Raw genomic sequence first — 15,828 nt, 5'->3', positions numbered from 1 at the left:
CACTCCTTTAATACCAAAATTTCATTCATCAATTCGTGTCAATACTCTCGTTTTTTCAGCAACCTCTTCCGGATCAACCTGTATTCTGGCAACACCTGATTCCATCGCTGCCTTTGCCACACTGGACGCTACTAACGGCGCTACTCTCGGGTCAAAAGGAGCAGGAATAACATAATCGGTACTTAGTTCCTCATCAGCAATTAGCGATGCAATCCCCTCGGCTGCAGCAACCTTCATTTTCTCATTAATCCGGGTTGCCCGCACGTCCAGAGCACCACGGAATATACCTGGAAAAGCAAGTACGTTATTGACCTGATTCGGAAAATCAGACCTGCCTGTCCCAATTACCTTTGCACCGGCTGCCTTCGCATCTTCAGGCATTATTTCAGGGTCCGGGTTGGCCATTGCAAAAATAATCGGATCATCTTTCATCTTTTTAACCATGTCCTGTGTTAGCAGCCCGCCTACGGAAACACCGATAAACACATCAGCATCTTCCAGTACTTCCTCAAGACTGCCTTCTTTATTATCTTTGTTGGTCATTTTGGCGACCTGCTCTTTTACGTCATTCATGCCGTATGGTCTGTTTTCATAAATCGCACCTTTTGAATCGCACATTATCATCTCACGGACACCAAAACTGTACAACAGCTTCATAATCGCAATTCCGGCAGCACCTGCACCATTGGCAACCACTTTTATATCGGAGAAAGACTTCCCGGTTAATTTCAGTGCATTAATCAAACCTGCCACGGTTACAATTGCTGTTCCGTGCTGATCGTCATGGAAAATTGGGATATTCGTTTCCTTTTTGAGTTGCTCCTCAATGATAAAACAGTTCGGTGCAGCAATATCCTCCAGATTAATACCGCCAAATGTAGGTTCCATCAACTTCACCGTATGAACAATGTCCTCTATATCATGGGACGACAGGCAAATCGGAAATGCATCCACACCTGCAAAGCTTTTGAAAAGTACCGCCTTACCTTCCATTACAGGTAAAGACGCTTCAGCCCCAATATTGCCAAGGCCCAAAACTGCAGAACCGTCACTCACCACACCGACCATGTTACCTTTCATCGTGTAGTCATATACGGTTTCCTTATGATCGTGAATTTCTTTACACGGTTCCGCCACACCAGGTGAATAGGCTAAGCTTAAATCTTTTGCATTGCGGACAGTAACCTTGGGCTCCGTAGACAATTTACCTTTGTTCATTTTATGCATATGCAATGCTTCATTTCTCAAATCTGACACGAATTTCACTCCTTCATGGTATAGAAATTGTTTTACAAACCCGGAACTCGCCTTATCTATTGCGGATGCCGCAGTTTCTTTAAAAGGTAGTCCTGACTTTTTATTAATTTCTGTAAGTATAAATTCTTATATTACAAAACTTCAATCAAACAACTCAGTGGTCTGACCACTTAACTACTTAATTATAACAGATGGTATATATGTGTAAAGCAGAAGCAGCACCCCATATTTAATCATGAACACGATCCAATACAACGTTATCCGCACCAAAATAATTCCGGAATAATTCCATACATGAAGCGGAAGGATCGATTAAATATTCCGTACTGAGTTTATATGTCTGTCTCATTGGCTGATGATACACGATAATCGGAGTATTCCCCCTATGACCGGAAGCGATTTTTTTAATAGCCGGAAACGCATCACTGCTATTTTGATTTGTGACCTTGATAAATAACCGCTGATTTCGATCCGGTTCCCAGTCATCATTTTGAAAAATTTCCAATTTGGACATCAGCCATTGCAGCTTATTATTTCGTGCTTCAATTTTCCCGAAAAACGTAACGATTTGCTCTTCAGCCAGCCAGGGGTTAACGCCACGGTAAACATCAGGAAAAATGACACCTTCCATTTCTCCCGTTTCATCCCCTACTGTTACAAACGCCATTGATTCCCCGCGTTTTGTCCGGATAACTTTAATAGAGTGAATAATGCCGGCGCTTTTTACATTTCGTTGGCCTTCCATATGTTGGACTTTTGCCATTGAAACATAGCCATGGTGCTCCAATATGCTGCGATAGCGCTTTAAAGGGTGACTCGAAATATAAACTCCGAGCAACTCCTTCTCATCAGCCAGCTTTTTCATTTGCGTAAAATCTTCCATCTCAATATACGATGCTTCCAGATCTACCCCGTCCTGAAAAAGACTGGACTGATCGGTAAATTCCTTGAACAATTCCCCTTGTTCCAATGCCCGGTCAATCGAAGCCAATAGACTTGCCCGGTTTCCATATATTTCATCAAAAGCTCCCGCCATCACCAGTGCTTCAAGCACAGGCCGATTGATAACTTTCAACGAAACCCGCATGCATAAATCAAACAAACTTTTATACGAATCATCTTTTCGGACCTTGATTATTTGTTTCACCACATTATTTCCAATCCCTTTAATGGACATAAACCCCATTCGGATCCCATCATTCTCGACCGAATATTTCCCATAACTTCTGTTGATGGACGGAGGGAGCAGTTGTATATCCATTTCCTTCATTTCCGTCCTGTACAACTGCAGCTTATCCTGTTGATGAACCGCCGAACTCAGAAGTTCCGCAAAAAAGCTTTTGGGGTAGTGAACCTTCAAATATGCCAGCTGATAGGAAATTTTACTATAGGCAACCGCGTGGCTCTTGTTGAAACCGTAATTCGAAAACTTTACCATCCATTGAAAAATCTCTCCTGCAACTTGCTGATTGTATCCATTGTCCAAACAGCCAGCAATAAACTTTTCTTTCAGTTCCTCCATCAGATGCTGCTGCTTTTTGCTGACAGCCCTGCGCAATATATCCGCTTCCCCCAACGTAAACCCCGCAATTTTATGGGCGATTTGCATAATTTGTTCCTGATAAACCAATACTCCATATGTTTCTCCCAAAATAGACTCCAAATCAGGATGCGGAAATGTGACCTGTTCACGCCCATGCTTCCGGTCAATATACTCCGGGATATGTTCCATTGGACCTGGACGGTATAAAGCATTTACTGCAACAATATCTTCAAAGGAAGTTGGCTTCAGGCTCTTCAGGACCCGTTTCATCCCCTCTGATTCTAGCTGGAATATCCCGTTTGTCCTGCCTTCCTGCAGCATTGCATACGTCTTTGCATCATCATCCGGTATATCCTTAAAATGGAATGTTTGCTTCGACTGATATGAAATCGTCTGAAAAATCCGTTCCAGCAGCGTCAGATTACGCAATCCAAGAAAGTCCATTTTCAGCAGTCCGATTGCTTCGAGATCATTCATCGAAAACTGAGTCAGGTTCGTCTGATTGGCCCCAACGGTCAGCGGAACATTCTCAACCAATGGCCTGTCACTTATCACCACACCTGCTGCATGTGTTGAAATATGACGCGGTAAGCCCTCCAGTTTGGCAGCCACTTTAAATAATACCTTCAGTTGTTGTGATTGTTTAATATACCCCTGCAATTCCTGCGAGCCCTGTACAAGCTCCACAACGGATTTTTTGGCCTGTGAAGGAATTTCTTTTAAAATAAAGTACGCTTCCTGCTGATCAATTCCAATCGTTTTGATCAACTCCCGGATTAATGACCTTGCAGCAAATGTGCCGAACGTAATAATTTGTGCCACGTATTCTTCTCCGTATTTCTCCCGCACATACGAGATAACCTCATCTCTTCTGTGATCAGAAAAATCCACATCAATATCGGGCATTGTTATTCGCTCCGGGTTCAAAAACCGTTCAAACAATAAGTCATATTGAAGCGGGTCCACTTCCGTTATCCCAAGTACATACGCCACCAGTGACCCGGCGGCAGACCCGCGGCCAGGGCCGACCAGGATATTATTTTCCTTTGCATAGGCAATGAAATCCCAGACAATCAGAAAATAATCACTGAATCCCATCGATTGGATGATACTTAATTCATAATTCAATCGTTTATCTATTTCATCTGTAATCGTATGATATTTTTTTGGTAGATTTACCCTGCACATTTCAAGCAAATATGTATGTGCATCACAATCATCAGGCACAGGATAAGCAGGAATTTTTTTCGTTTCAAAATCAAAGCTGACATTGCATTTTTCTTTGATTTCTTCAGTACATTCCAACACTTCCGGCCAATCAGTACCAAAGATCTGCTGCATTTCATCTGTAGAACGAATATGATGTTGCCTTAGGCTTGCATCAGGATTGCGGGGCACCCATCCTCTGCCATTTTTCATTGCCTGCAGACAATCATAGGCAATATCATCATTCCCGTTCACATATCGCACATCATTGACAACCGTAACTGACGAGCCATAAAGTTTCTGGAATGATTTCACCGCGGTGTTGACCCTTCGTTCCGTGTCAAGGCTATGATCCTGCACACCGAGATAAAAATTATCCTCCCTAAACATCCCCCACTCCGATTGCAAGTAGTTTTGTACTTGCTCATGTGTTTCATTGACCAGTAAGGATTCCAGCTTCCCATCCATTACCGGCAGGATACAAATCAAATCATCGGTATACGGTTCAAATTCCGATTTAGCGATTGAGTCCATCTCTGCCAGTCGGATATGTGTACTGATTTTTGTCAGATTTTTGTATCCCCGATTATTTTTGGCAAGCAAGATACAAGTTGCCGCATCATCTTCGGAAATTCCCACTCGTACTGTCATACCGATAATGGGTTTAATCCCTTTTGCGCGGCAGGCTTGATAGAACTGAACCGTACCATATAATACATGCTCATCAGTAAGTGCCACTGCGTCCATATCCAGTTCAGCTATTTTTTCGGCCAGCTTGTTTATGGTGATCATGCTGTTCATAATACTGTAGCCGCTCCGAACTTGCAGATGTGTAAAAGACATAAGCTATCCAACCTCTTCTCTTTATTTATTATAGCTAATCAGCTGAAACACTGCATTCATTTTAATCGTAATCGGAAAACTTGGCTTATCACCAGGTTTTAATAGCGGAAAGCTATCGTTGCTGAATACTTTCAAAGCTGCCAATGTTGTACCGTGCACCAAATCATATCCTGTCCAAATGTCTCATAGAATGATATCAGTAACAATAAGGGGCGGTAGAAATGGAAGAAAGATTTGTCGCACAATTTATTCATTGTTTTTTTATCGCGTTTGGTGTGATTATCGGTGGTGCCATTATAGGAAGTATGGGGTCATTCGCAACTGGTGACGCGCCATTTACATCAATGAACCGAATCGCAAAAAGCCTGCGTATTTGGGCCATCGTTGCAGCAATCGGAGGGACCTTTGATGCCATCGCCAATTTTGAACGAGGTATTTATGATGGGTCAACACTTGATATGTTTAAACAGATTATGCTTATTTTGTCGGCCATGGGCGGAGTTAAAACAGCTATGGTACTGCTCGGCTGGCTCATTCAGGAGGATATCGGATAATGCATATTCCCCCATACTATAAAAAACCATCATGGCAGCGTTTTTTTGCAGGTGCGTTTATCGGTGCCTGCATCGCCTATTTTATTTTTGTTTATATGCACGGATTCATGTATGAACAATTGATGAGCGAAAATAAAGATTTACAGGATAAAGTATCGGAACTGGAGAATCAAAACGAAGCACTGCTGGAGGATAAGCAGGACCTGGATAAAAAATCAAAAGAGCCGTTGACAGTCACTTCCGTTGAAATAACCATTGAAAACAAGGACGAGCTAAAACTGGATAAACTAATTATACATGATTTGCAGAACTTAATGAAGGAGGAAATCAATCATATTATCGGGCAAAAAGTATCGGTTATTGATGAAAGTGCCAAGCTTCTGATTTCATCATTGGAAAACAAAGAATACACAGTGGATGAACTTACGTACGTCTTTACAATAAAAAAACTCACCATCAGTAAAACATTGAAAATTACCGCGGAAGCCGAAATCGGGGACTCAGCGTGACTAGCCAGTTAAGTATAAAACTGGCTTTCTGCTAAAATTCCATTGTGAACATTCGATGAAAATCCTACTGATATTGTAGTAAAAATGAAAAAATTTATTTATAATATAACTATACAGAATAACATTTCAGCAGAAACTTTCATAGACTAAATTTAATTGAAAGGAGCTGGTTAAATGCACATCATGAATACAAGACGGATACGCGATGAAAAAATTGCACAATTACTTAGTGGAAGAACAGCCTATGCTGAGACTCAGGAAATGATTCGGCTGATAACACGCTCGATTGAACGGAATAATATAAATGTACACTTGGACAATACAACCTCAGGCTGCTGGTTTATTCCGATGGATGAAAAAAAGAGCAGTTAAATAACGTGCTAATTTCCATTATGGAAATTAGCACGTTGTTTAGTCATTTTATTTCGAATACGTCACACAAATTTTCTCCAGATCATCGACCACCATATCAGCTTCCTCCCAGGTATTCACCGATGCTCCCGCAGCCATTGGATGGCCACCACCATTATATTTTGCCGCAATATCATTAACTACAGGACCTTTTGACCTAAGCCTGACACGAATCTGATCATCTTCCTCAATAAAAAACACCCACGCTTTTATACCCTCGATATCACCCAAGACACCAATGAGCTGTCCTGAGTCAGCCGGACTCACGTGGAACTCCTTCAGTTCTTGCCGAGTTAACCTGACCGAACTCATTCCCGATTCCGCGAGTTTAAAATGCTGCAATATGTACCCGCGCAGTCTGGCAATATTGTCCTGAATATTATAGATACCTTCATAAAGTCTTGAACGATCAAAATTATAAGTAACTAGCTCTGCCGCATGCTGGAATGTCTTCTTGGATGTGCTAGGAAACAAAAATCTTCCAGTATCACCAACAATACCGGCATAAAGGAGCATTGCAGCCTTGGCATTCAAGCGAAATCCGTGATCCTTTGCATCCAAATACAAATCATAAATCAATTCACAGGTTGAGCTTACTGCTGTGTCAACCCAAACGGTATCCCCATATTGGTCCACATTTGGATGATGGTCGATTTTAATCAGTTCTGCACCACGATCATAACGCTGGTCAGCGATACGGGCAGCGTTGGCAGTGTCACAAACAATTACGAGTGCATGCTGATACATTTTATCCTGAACATTATCCATTTTTGCCAAAAAATTTAATGACGGCTCCTCCTCACCCACTGCAAACACTTGCTTGTTTGGAAACGAGGCATTGATAATTTCTTTCAAACCAGCCTGGGAACCATATGCATCAGGATCTGGACGCACATGACGATGAATAATTATCGTGTCATATTTTTTAATCGCAGAAATTATGTTATCGGTTATCATTCGTATGCTCCTATCTTTGTCACAAAATTTATGGAATCACCGTCTGGCAAAATAATCGTAAACAAGCTACAATATAATGTGAAACTTTAAATAATGGAAGTTTCACCCCACAAACGTCAGTAAAGCGAATAGGACATAACTGACAGTTGACGGGGGTACATATTGATCATACGGGAGTAGATTAAATGATTATTTTTCCTATACTGATTACCTTATCAGCCGTTTTCTGGATTTACTATAAAGTTGCCATTCTGAAAACAAGGGACGGATTAAAACAGCGTTACTTTAACGCAAAATCACGGGTAAGTCTCGGAGGCTTTCTCATCTTTTTTGCCATTAATGAATACCTGTTCTACCAGACACAAATTGCATTATGGATTGGATTGGTATTTTTGGTTTTTGGCATCATACAGCTGAACACCGGTGTGAAGGAAACAAAACATTACCGCAACGAATGGAAACGATTGAATCCAACAGAAGCTGACCAGTAATCGGTCAGCTTTTTCATCAGAATCTTTCCAGCGATAAGCCAAGCCTTTCTAACGGTCGATTAACTGCGCCATTAACAGCCCTTTCCCAACCATTTTCCGCCCATTATAAACCTCTATATCAATCTTCGCGTATATTCGCCCCGCCTCCATTAAGGTCGGTTTTATCAGCAATATACTCTCAATCGGAACTGGCTTCAGGAAGTAAACAGTTAAACTTTCGACCACCAGATCACCCTTCTTGTAATAAAGCAGGAGTCTGCTGCTGGCTTCAGTCATGAGTGCCGTAAACACACCATTTGACAATGTTCCCAACTGATTGGTCATTTGCGGTGTAACCTGAACCTGAAAGCTCGTCTCATCATCACCCGCAGCTTGCAGATTACGTGACACAATATCTTCAATCGTTTCCCCCACTTGCGGTTGACGCTGAACCTGTTGCAAGGCCTTCAAAACATCCTGCCTCGAGACAATCCCCTGCAGTTTTTGAGAAGCATCCGCAACCGGCACAACCTCAATGCCTTCCCAAACCATCATATGGGCAACATATGCCAAAGATGTTTTTTCCTGAACAACGATCGGATTTTTGGTCATCACCTTATCAACTGGTAGCGATTCATCTTTTCCGATTACATCTTTTGAAGTTATCATACCAATAATCCGTTCCTTTTCATCAACAACCGGAAATCTGGTATGCTCTGATTGCTCATTCAATTCATACCAGCGGTGCAGCCGTTCTTTCGTATACATGTAGAATGATTTATTATACGGTGTATAGATATCCCCAACAAATACAATTTCCTTTTTGATCAGCTGATCATAAATAGCCCGATTGATCATTGCCGCGACCGTAAACGTATCGTAACTGGTTGACATCAGCGGCAGTTCTTTGTCGTCAGCAAGTTTTTTAATCTCATCCGTTGCATCAAATCCGCCAGTAATTAATACAGCTGCGCCTTCGCTGATTGCCAATTGATGAGCCTTCACCCGGTTCCCGACAATCAGGAGCGATCCTGCTTCGGTATAACGCATCATCGCATCCAGCTGCATTGCACCAATCACAAATTTATTCAGTGTCTTATGCAGACCTTTCCGTCCACCCAACACTTGTCCATCGACAATATTGATTACTTCAGCAAAAGTAAGCCGTTCAAAATTCTCCTTCTTCTTCCGCTCAATCCGGATTGTTCCAACACGCTCTATCGTACTGACAATCCCCTGATTTTCAGCTTCTTTAATCGCTCGGTAGGCTGTACCTTCACTTACATTTAAAACTTTGGCAATCTGGCGGACCGATATTTTATGCCCAATCTCCAACGTTAAAATATGCTGCAAAATCTGTTCATGTTTTGTCGCCATTTCCGTTCACCGACTTTCAACTGTACTAGTCATTTATATATTAATTATTATACAGTTGATACAGAGAAAACTCAATGCTTAAGCGTTTTGCCGCTGTTTCATCTTCCCCTGTTCCATAGCCGGCGGACTGGTCATTTGCAATAGTGTAGCAAAGTTTGACCCAACGATCAGAAGCAGAAAAAACAGCCAGCCTCCCCAGAAAATTGCTTCCAGCTGTGTCTCCGCCCCCGGTATTAATGGCCATGCAAAATATAACAGAAAGCCTGCCAGCAATAATCGCAATATTGCATAATTACGCACAAAACCGCCTCCATTTCTGTTTTAATTGACTGTTAAAACAGGTATTGCTTTATAACCGTAATGTAAAACAGCCTTTTATTAAAATATGAAGAAACATTTTAATTCAGAACAGAAATGCGCGGTCATACTGTCTAAACCAAATTAAAGTACCATGTAATCATTTCGTTCCCGTAAAAATACGCCAGCAATGCTCCAACAATGATATAAGGTCCAAACGGTACTTCCTGCTTTCTTCCCACAATTTTAAAAAGCAGCAATATCCCGCCGAAAAGTGCCCCGATCAGCGTTGCCAGAAAAAAAGCCAGCAGTACTTTTTCGGTTCCAAATACAATTCCCAAAAGGGCAAATAATTTCATATCACCACCGCCCATTCCGCCTCTGCTGATGATAATAATCACAGCAAGCAGCACTCCAGCTATCAGCCCGCCTGCAACAGAATCCCACCACGGATGAAGCGGCTGAACAATGCGCAATACGATAAAAATGGGTGAAAAGAAAAGCAGAATACGATTTGGAATCAACATATAATGCAGATCTGAAACAAAAATAATTATCAGCATCGAAACGAGTGCCAAAGCAATAATCAGTTCAGCACTCAGACCGATTTTTATGTAACTGAAGGAAAAAAGAAGTCCTGTCGCCAATTCAACCGCTGGATAAACAAATGAAATCCGGGTTTTGCAATGGCGGCATCTTCCGCGCAAGTAAAGAAAAGATAACACCGGAATAAGATCGTACCAGAAAATCGTTTGGCGGCACTTTGGGCAATAAGATCGGCCAGCGACAAAGGGTTCTTTCTTTGGTACCCGCAGTCCAGCCACATTGAAAAAAGATCCCAATATAGTCCCAACCAGAAAGAAGAACAGAATAAATACAATTTCCATGACCAAAGCTCCTTATTTTTACAATCGTAACCATCTTTATTATAGCACCGCTTTACTGTTTTGGATAATTTGATTCTCAAATACTAAAAAGAACGCGGAGACTCGCTTGCTGTAAGAAGAAAAGGTCTGTTTGAAGATTAATAACGGGTATTTAGTCGTGGATCTAACTAGGAATGCGTTCGATACTTTAAACCAACTTATAAAGAAGTATATCGTCTACATATTCATTCTCATCCATCTTAAACTCCCTAAATTTTCGTCCTTCTTCAATAAACCCCAAACTTTTGTATAGCGCTTTCGCTCTGTGATTATTTGAAAATACACCTAAGCTTACCTTTTCTATTAAAGGGTTATTCTTTGCCCAGGATAATAATGCTTCCATTAGCTTTTTACCGATTCCCATTTCTCTAAAATCTTTATTAACCATCATCCCAGCAGAACCAGTGTGGGACATTCTCTTCCTGGTTTGTGAAAAAAATACGATATACCCAACTACGTTCCCATTTACCTCTGCAACAAGTAAGGTTTCTCTTTCATTTTCTAATATGTTATGTATCGATTCCCTTTGTTCTTCCGGCGTTTTGTTATACTCTGCGGGGGTTGTTATTAAATATTCACCTTCAGCGATAACGGCGTTCATAATATTTACAATTGCCCCGGCATCTTCCAGTTCCACCGTTCGAATAATGCTTATACCATTATTACCTGCCATCCATATCCCCCCTATAATAAGATTTGATTAACAATCATCAAATAACAATCATTTCAAAAATATTTAAAGAATCCATTTATACAGGCCGCCCCATCCCTTTATTTTTTAACAAGTTGGATTATATTGCAAAAAGTATTGACAGTTATTAACTAAAAAACATAATCTGAATCCCATTTATAATTACAATTTAATTCTGGGTTTGTTTATTGTACTTTTTGTTAATTTCCTGTTTTAACTTTTTAATCGTTTCCGTACTAATACCCTTTAAATCCAGTTTAATCTCAGATACTGATTTTTTTACATCATCTTCTACTTTTTTAGCCTTTTCCTGAAGTTTCTCCATTTGCTCGGTTGTAATAATTCCCGCTTGGTGAGCTATATTAATCACTTTATAGAGATGACTCCACTGAGATAAATTTAGACTGGTCCAATCCCCTATATGATTCATAATGTCAACACTATGTGAAGGTGCAGCACCTTCAGCTTCAGACAAAGCCTTTTGCTTCCATTCCTCCCAAGCATCCAATGTTTCCTGAGCATTATCAAATTCAGATTCTAACTCATCTTGATTGTTTACTGTTGTATAAATTCCATTTGACGCCTTTGCCATTTTTTCTAATTGTTTCTGGGCCTTTGCATCGGTTTGAAAACCAATAATATTAATAATTGGTTTAGCATTGGACTTAGAAAACGATTTTGCAACTTTAACAGGATCTCCGCCGCAAGTTCCAATACCATCACTAACAAGATAGATTAAATTTGTATTATTCTTAGAATCATATTCCTTCATGGATTTCATAGATTGTTTTAGGGCTGAAGCGATAGGAGTCCAGCCTTTAGGTTCAAATTTATTCAATGCCTTTTGAAACTTTTGCTTATTATATGGGGCAAAACCATATACTTGTTCTATTGCACTACAAGACATTTTCTTATCCGATTCAGCTCCAGATCCTTTATGACCATAGATGCGCAACGATACGTTTGCTTTTTCAGGTACCTTTGATAAAAAATTGTTAATAGATTCTTTAGCTAACTCCATACGGGTTTTTCCACCAGAAATAGCTGCCATACTTCCACTAGAATCCAATATGATTTCAATATTATAGTTTTGTTTAAATTGAAACCGCGAATCAGGCAATTCCGGATTTCCAAAGTTAAGAAATTGCCATTTTTTAATTAAATCTTTTGGGTTTGGAAAATCATGCGAAACTAGCTTATAAAAGTATTGAAAATAATTATTTAATTGTTCACCAGTTGCATTCTTGGATAGGGGTTCCAATCTTTTCAAATCTTTAATAACTTTCTTTTCTACCGTATTGTTTTTAAGATCCTTTGACGCATATATGCCTTGTTTTTGATGAATGAACCCTGCAGTATCAGTAGGAACCTCTGGCAAAGTTTTCAAAAAAGCATTGGTTTCAGACCCCTGAACCTTTTCTGTTTGGTCAGCTACATTATCAGCTTCAGCTTCTTTGGCATTCTTTTTTTCTGTTTGTTTATTTTCTCCAAATTTATCTGATGCGGAAGTATCTCCATTTGAATCATTACTACAACTAACGAGTAACAGTAGTAATATTAATATAATTGTGATTATCCTGACTTGTCGCATGTTAATAATTTCCCCTTTTATTTCAATTGGCCCGTCAAGCTAAACTATACTTAAACGCAATCCATCCAACTGGTATTGATTTTTTGGCAAAAATCGAAATTATTTTCAGTCTTTCTTTCGGATAGGCGCCCGTTCGTCTTTACCGTGCACAGTTGAATTAACAACTGCTCCCTTACTGTATGATTCCTTTGCATATTCAAATGCTGCAAATCTTTACTTTTTAACCATTTTTTCTTTTCTTCCGTTGACGATACCAAGCCTCATTATCTTTTTGCCCCCAATACAACTATATAAACCAAATAAAAAGAATAGTGATAGCTATGCTTTGTGAAAGATAAATTATGAAACCGCCAGTTTTTGTGCTTCTTGCCCTATTGGGAAAATAAGTGTTTAAGATAAAACTAATAATCCCCAAGACTGCAAATGTTAGTATGAAGATAAAAATCGTTTGCAATATCATCATATATCTCTCCAAATCATGATTTATTACTACCTATTTTAACATAAACCATGTAGGATGTACCCTTGTTCCTGACAAACATCCTATTATAAGCATCTGGTATTACTGAAGAAAAATAGCCTACTCTTTATTGTTTTTCATCAATTCTTCACGTATTCTTTTTAGTTCTTCAGTCTGTTCAAGTATGTTATTGTTAACTTTCCGTATTGCATCAAATACAAGAAAGATACCAATAAAAATTAAAATTAAAAACATAAAATTCATTGTTTACCAGCCCTCTTTACATTAATGCTTTTTATTCAAAGAAAGTGTCCTTTAGCTGAAGAACAGTCATGTCCTGCCATCTATATTTTTCTCAAACAATGTAAGCTCATGGTAAACCTGGAAACCGACTTTCTTATATAGATGAATAGCCTTTAAGTTATCAGAACGAACACAAAGGGTAGTTTCGTTAACAGATGGGAACGAGAACAACCATTGCAGTCCTTTTGCTAAAAGTGCAGAACCTACTCCCTTGCCCTGTGCCAATGCGTCAACAACAAAAAATTCAATACTGCCCTCCCCAAAATTAGGATCAGCTTCTGCATAAACATATCCCAGCAAGTTTCCGTTATTAACTACCCCAAAAACTGTGGCTTCTTCATCCAAACCTTCAAGCATTTCTTTCCCCGATAGATATGTATCCGGAAAAATTTGATCATGTAATTTAACGAACGAATTATAATGGGACTCCGATAACCTACTAACATTATCATCGCTCATTTTCTTTAGGTAACCCTTTAAGGAACGTTTTGTGCATGTCAATATTGCGTGCTCGCTAACTGAACTAAATCCTAATGCAGTAGCAAAGTTTAATGCCATTTTATTATGATTGTCAGGAAATAACGATACAGTTTGTATAACATTTGGGATCTTTTTATTAAGTGCTTTCCATAACAAGTTCGATACTTGAAATGCACTTCCTTTGTCTACAAAAGGACCCCAAATTTCTGCACTTCTCCGTTCAAAATCAGCATCAAATCCACAAACTCCAACGACCTTATTGTTTTCCATCGCTAACACAAATGCATCCCTTGCTGGCACATCCGTAAAGTCTTCTTCCAATGTACTAAGTATTTCATCTGCTTTATTTCCACAATAACCGATATGGTTCTCTTGAAGTGAGTTCATTTGTGCAATAAAGTCTGCGACAACACTTAATTCAGGAAAATGTTTCATTGTAGTCAAACTTAATGCACCTCCCAACTTTATTCACCAATCTGACCTATTTCCGCAAGATAAGATGTCTATTCTTATTCCAGATAGGCGCCCAATCGCTTAAAACTATTATTCACTGTATGTATTGTTTAGGCTTATCGTCCACCAAGGCAAAGATACTGAAAAGGAAACCGATTGGAATAGGCGGTCCCCTTCATCAGTGATAAAACTTTTTCCTTAATAAGCACTCCATCCGGCATCGGCAGCCAATGTGGCACCGTTGACATAGGCGGAATCTTCGGTTGCAAAAAATAGTGCGATATTGGCAATGTCATCCACTGTTCCAGACTTAGGCATTAAATTTGTTCCGCGTGTGGCAGCTTCCATACCAAATGAGTCAGTATTTTCCATCGATGAGGCAAATCCGGTTTGCACTTGTGCTGGAGCAATAGCGTTACAACGAATATTATGGGGTCCATAATGTGATGCTACGTTTTTTGTCATTCCAACCACGGCATGTTTGACTGCTGTATATGCTAGTCCACCACGACCACCGGTAAGACCTGTAATGGATGCCATATTAACAATTGTTCCTCCACCAATGTCCTGAAAGTGAGGAATTATTTTTCGTATGGTATACATAACACCACTCAAGTTGATACTCATGACCCGATTCCATGTATCATCTTGAACATTGGCAGCCGATTGCATATTATCACCGACCCCAGCATTGTTTACTAGAATATCCACCCGTCCAAACTTTTCAATCGCCTGGTCAATCATATGCTCTACTTCAGCGTTGACAGCAACATTCGCTTTCACGCCGATAGCTTTATAACCAGCATCTGTTAGTTCCGTTACAGTATTATTCATCGCTTTCTCAGCAAAAGTCTGCAATAACAACCTTTGCTCCTTCTTTTGCATATGCGGAGGCAATTTTTTTCCCGATTCCGCTTCCACTTCCAGTAATTAGCGCTACTTTATTTTCAAGTCGACCCATTCATGTATCTCTCCTTCCAATGATTATAAGCTAACATCACTATTGTACACCTATATTCATTCATCCAGAATTGGAACGCCCCAATAAAATGCAAAAAGGAGTTTGACTAATTCACTAAGTAAATTACCTTCAATTTGAAAAAGAGACACTTTGCGGCCTGAATCTTTTACAATAGATCAAGATATTGAAACTCGTCTGATCAAGTTTTGGAGAAATATCTTCGCCAGTCATTCCTTTGATTTTCTGGATCGTTGCTTGAATTTCTTGATCCTTAATCAGTTGCTCAAAGCCACCTAAAGCGACGAGTATATTTTCAATATCCTTATGTTTTAATAATCGCTTATTTGCAAAACCTAATGGTTCCATATCACGCTGAATCGTACGTTTTGTTACATGGAAAAGTCGACTGAATTCGGATGCCGAAACCACTTCTTTTTGTAACAAGATCATAACAATCGAGATCAATCGCTCAACTTTTTTCATATTACCCTCCCATATACGACATACATGTGTCACCTATGCTCTATTATACTTTAAAT

17 protein-coding genes are annotated in these 15,828 nt (G+C 39.7%); 4 read left to right on the top strand and 13 right to left on the bottom strand.

The annotated features are described in order from the left end of the window. Window positions 1-21: 21 nt before the first annotated feature. The 3 genes from ystJ to ABD010_RS08475 form a co-directional block, all read right to left on the bottom strand. Entirely contained in the window at window positions 22-1,227 is a 1,206-nt protein-coding gene (ystJ, locus tag ABD010_RS08485; RefSeq protein ID WP_343812599.1) for an NADP-dependent malic enzyme, read from the bottom strand. A 259-nt stretch (window positions 1,228-1,486) separates the two neighbouring features. Next, the gene (gene dnaE / locus ABD010_RS08480; RefSeq protein ID WP_343812059.1) at window positions 1,487-4,849 is read right to left on the bottom strand and encodes a DNA polymerase III subunit alpha; all 3,363 of its coding nucleotides are present in this window, start codon (window positions 4,847-4,849) and stop codon (window positions 1,487-1,489) included. 21 nt (window positions 4,850-4,870) lie between these two features. After that, window positions 4,871-5,008 carry a hypothetical protein gene (locus ABD010_RS08475; RefSeq protein WP_343812057.1) on the bottom strand — a complete coding sequence of 46 codons (138 nt, stop codon included), beginning with the start codon at window positions 5,006-5,008 and terminating at the stop codon, window positions 4,871-4,873. Between the two features lie 62 nt (window positions 5,009-5,070). Here ABD010_RS08475 and ytrH point away from each other — a divergent pair, with 62 nt between their 5' ends. The 3 genes from ytrH (at window position 5,071) to ABD010_RS08460 (ending at window position 6,284) form a co-directional block, all read left to right on the top strand. After that, window positions 5,071-5,403 carry a sporulation membrane protein YtrH gene (ytrH, locus tag ABD010_RS08470; protein WP_343812055.1) on the top strand — a complete coding sequence of 111 codons (333 nt, stop codon included), beginning with the start codon at window positions 5,071-5,073 and terminating at the stop codon, window positions 5,401-5,403. Then, complete coding sequence (ytrI, locus tag ABD010_RS08465) at window positions 5,403-5,912, top strand: sporulation membrane protein YtrI (protein WP_343812053.1); 510 nt, start codon at window positions 5,403-5,405, stop codon at window positions 5,910-5,912. Before ytrH ends, ytrI begins: the two co-directional genes overlap by 1 nt. A gap of 174 nt (window positions 5,913-6,086) precedes the next feature. Then, window positions 6,087-6,284 (top strand): YtzJ family protein, encoded by a 198-nt coding sequence (locus ABD010_RS08460; RefSeq protein ID WP_343812051.1) that lies wholly within the window; start codon window positions 6,087-6,089, stop codon window positions 6,282-6,284. A 48-nt stretch (window positions 6,285-6,332) separates the two neighbouring features. Here the strand turns inward: ABD010_RS08460 and ABD010_RS08455 are convergent, their stop codons facing one another. Then, on the bottom strand, window positions 6,333-7,280 hold the full coding sequence (locus tag ABD010_RS08455) for a DHH family phosphoesterase (protein ID WP_343812050.1): 948 nt from the start codon (window positions 7,278-7,280) through the stop codon (window positions 6,333-6,335). Between the two features lie 185 nt (window positions 7,281-7,465). Between ABD010_RS08455 and ABD010_RS08450 the strand changes: the two genes are divergently transcribed. Continuing rightward, on the top strand, window positions 7,466-7,771 hold the full coding sequence (locus ABD010_RS08450) for a YtpI family protein (protein WP_343812048.1): 306 nt from the start codon (window positions 7,466-7,468) through the stop codon (window positions 7,769-7,771). Window positions 7,772-7,819: 48 nt separating this feature from the next. On the opposite strand, the gene ABD010_RS08445 is transcribed toward ABD010_RS08450, so the two are convergent. The 9 genes from ABD010_RS08445 to ABD010_RS08405 form a co-directional block, all read right to left on the bottom strand. Further along, a complete protein-coding gene (locus tag ABD010_RS08445; RefSeq protein WP_343812046.1) occupies window positions 7,820-9,127 on the bottom strand; it encodes a DRTGG domain-containing protein in 1,308 nt (435 codons plus the stop codon). Window positions 9,128-9,205: 78 nt separating this feature from the next. After that, window positions 9,206-9,427 (bottom strand): hypothetical protein, encoded by a 222-nt coding sequence (locus ABD010_RS08440; RefSeq protein ID WP_343812044.1) that lies wholly within the window; start codon window positions 9,425-9,427, stop codon window positions 9,206-9,208. Window positions 9,428-9,558: 131 nt separating this feature from the next. Continuing rightward, on the bottom strand, window positions 9,559-10,311 hold the full coding sequence (locus ABD010_RS08435) for a prepilin peptidase (RefSeq protein ID WP_343812042.1): 753 nt from the start codon (window positions 10,309-10,311) through the stop codon (window positions 9,559-9,561). A gap of 187 nt (window positions 10,312-10,498) precedes the next feature. After that, complete coding sequence (locus tag ABD010_RS08430) at window positions 10,499-11,023, bottom strand: GNAT family N-acetyltransferase (RefSeq protein ID WP_343812040.1); 525 nt, start codon at window positions 11,021-11,023, stop codon at window positions 10,499-10,501. Window positions 11,024-11,210: 187 nt separating this feature from the next. Then, complete coding sequence (locus ABD010_RS08425) at window positions 11,211-12,632, bottom strand: VWA domain-containing protein (RefSeq protein WP_343812038.1); 1,422 nt, start codon at window positions 12,630-12,632, stop codon at window positions 11,211-11,213. Window positions 12,633-13,422: 790 nt separating this feature from the next. Further along, window positions 13,423-14,310, bottom strand: coding sequence for a GNAT family N-acetyltransferase (locus ABD010_RS08420; protein ID WP_343812597.1), 888 nt, complete (start codon window positions 14,308-14,310; stop codon window positions 13,423-13,425). Window positions 14,311-14,526: 216 nt separating this feature from the next. Further along, window positions 14,527-15,192, bottom strand: coding sequence for an SDR family oxidoreductase (locus ABD010_RS08415; RefSeq protein ID WP_343812036.1), 666 nt, complete (start codon window positions 15,190-15,192; stop codon window positions 14,527-14,529). Then, a complete protein-coding gene (locus tag ABD010_RS08410) occupies window positions 15,170-15,289 on the bottom strand; it encodes an SDR family NAD(P)-dependent oxidoreductase (RefSeq protein ID WP_343812034.1) in 120 nt (39 codons plus the stop codon). The genes ABD010_RS08415 and ABD010_RS08410 overlap by 23 nt, the downstream gene beginning before the upstream one ends. 129 nt (window positions 15,290-15,418) lie before the next feature. Further along, a complete protein-coding gene (locus ABD010_RS08405; RefSeq protein ID WP_343812032.1) occupies window positions 15,419-15,772 on the bottom strand; it encodes an HTH domain-containing protein in 354 nt (117 codons plus the stop codon). Window positions 15,773-15,828 lie beyond the last annotated feature (56 nt).

The organism is Virgibacillus siamensis, assembly GCF_039522605.1.
GTDB classification, from domain to species: domain Bacteria; phylum Bacillota; class Bacilli; order Bacillales; family Amphibacillaceae; genus Lentibacillus; species Lentibacillus siamensis.
The sequence above is the reverse complement of the archived record's forward strand: the minus strand, read 5'-3'. Positions and strand labels throughout refer to the sequence as shown.

Excerpts from the sequence above, each read along its gene's own strand:
- ytrH (WP_343812055.1), top strand. The coding sequence starts at position 5,071 with ATGGAAGAAAGATTTGTCGCACAATTTATTCATTGTTTTTTTATCGCG.
- ytrI (WP_343812053.1), top strand. The coding sequence starts at position 5,403 with ATGCATATTCCCCCATACTATAAAAAACCATCATGGCAGCGTTTTTTT.
- ABD010_RS08450 (WP_343812048.1), top strand. The coding sequence starts at position 7,466 with ATGATTATTTTTCCTATACTGATTACCTTATCAGCCGTTTTCTGGATT.
- dnaE (WP_343812059.1), bottom strand. The coding sequence starts at position 4,849 with ATGTCTTTTACACATCTGCAAGTTCGGAGCGGCTACAGTATTATGAAC.
- ABD010_RS08445 (WP_343812046.1), bottom strand. The coding sequence starts at position 9,127 with ATGGCGACAAAACATGAACAGATTTTGCAGCATATTTTAACGTTGGAG.
- ABD010_RS08435 (WP_343812042.1), bottom strand. The coding sequence starts at position 10,311 with ATGGAAATTGTATTTATTCTGTTCTTCTTTCTGGTTGGGACTATATTG.
- ABD010_RS08460 (WP_343812051.1), top strand. The coding sequence starts at position 6,087 with ATGCACATCATGAATACAAGACGGATACGCGATGAAAAAATTGCACAA.
- ABD010_RS08420 (WP_343812597.1), bottom strand. The coding sequence starts at position 14,310 with ATGAAACATTTTCCTGAATTAAGTGTTGTCGCAGACTTTATTGCACAA.
- ABD010_RS08405 (WP_343812032.1), bottom strand. The coding sequence starts at position 15,772 with ATGAAAAAAGTTGAGCGATTGATCTCGATTGTTATGATCTTGTTACAA.
- ABD010_RS08430 (WP_343812040.1), bottom strand. The coding sequence starts at position 11,023 with ATGGCAGGTAATAATGGTATAAGCATTATTCGAACGGTGGAACTGGAA.
- ABD010_RS08410 (WP_343812034.1), bottom strand. The coding sequence starts at position 15,289 with ATGGGTCGACTTGAAAATAAAGTAGCGCTAATTACTGGAAGTGGAAGC.
- ABD010_RS08425 (WP_343812038.1), bottom strand. The coding sequence starts at position 12,632 with ATGCGACAAGTCAGGATAATCACAATTATATTAATATTACTACTGTTA.
- ABD010_RS08455 (WP_343812050.1), bottom strand. The coding sequence starts at position 7,280 with ATGATAACCGATAACATAATTTCTGCGATTAAAAAATATGACACGATA.
- ystJ (WP_343812599.1), bottom strand. The coding sequence starts at position 1,227 with ATGCATAAAATGAACAAAGGTAAATTGTCTACGGAGCCCAAGGTTACT.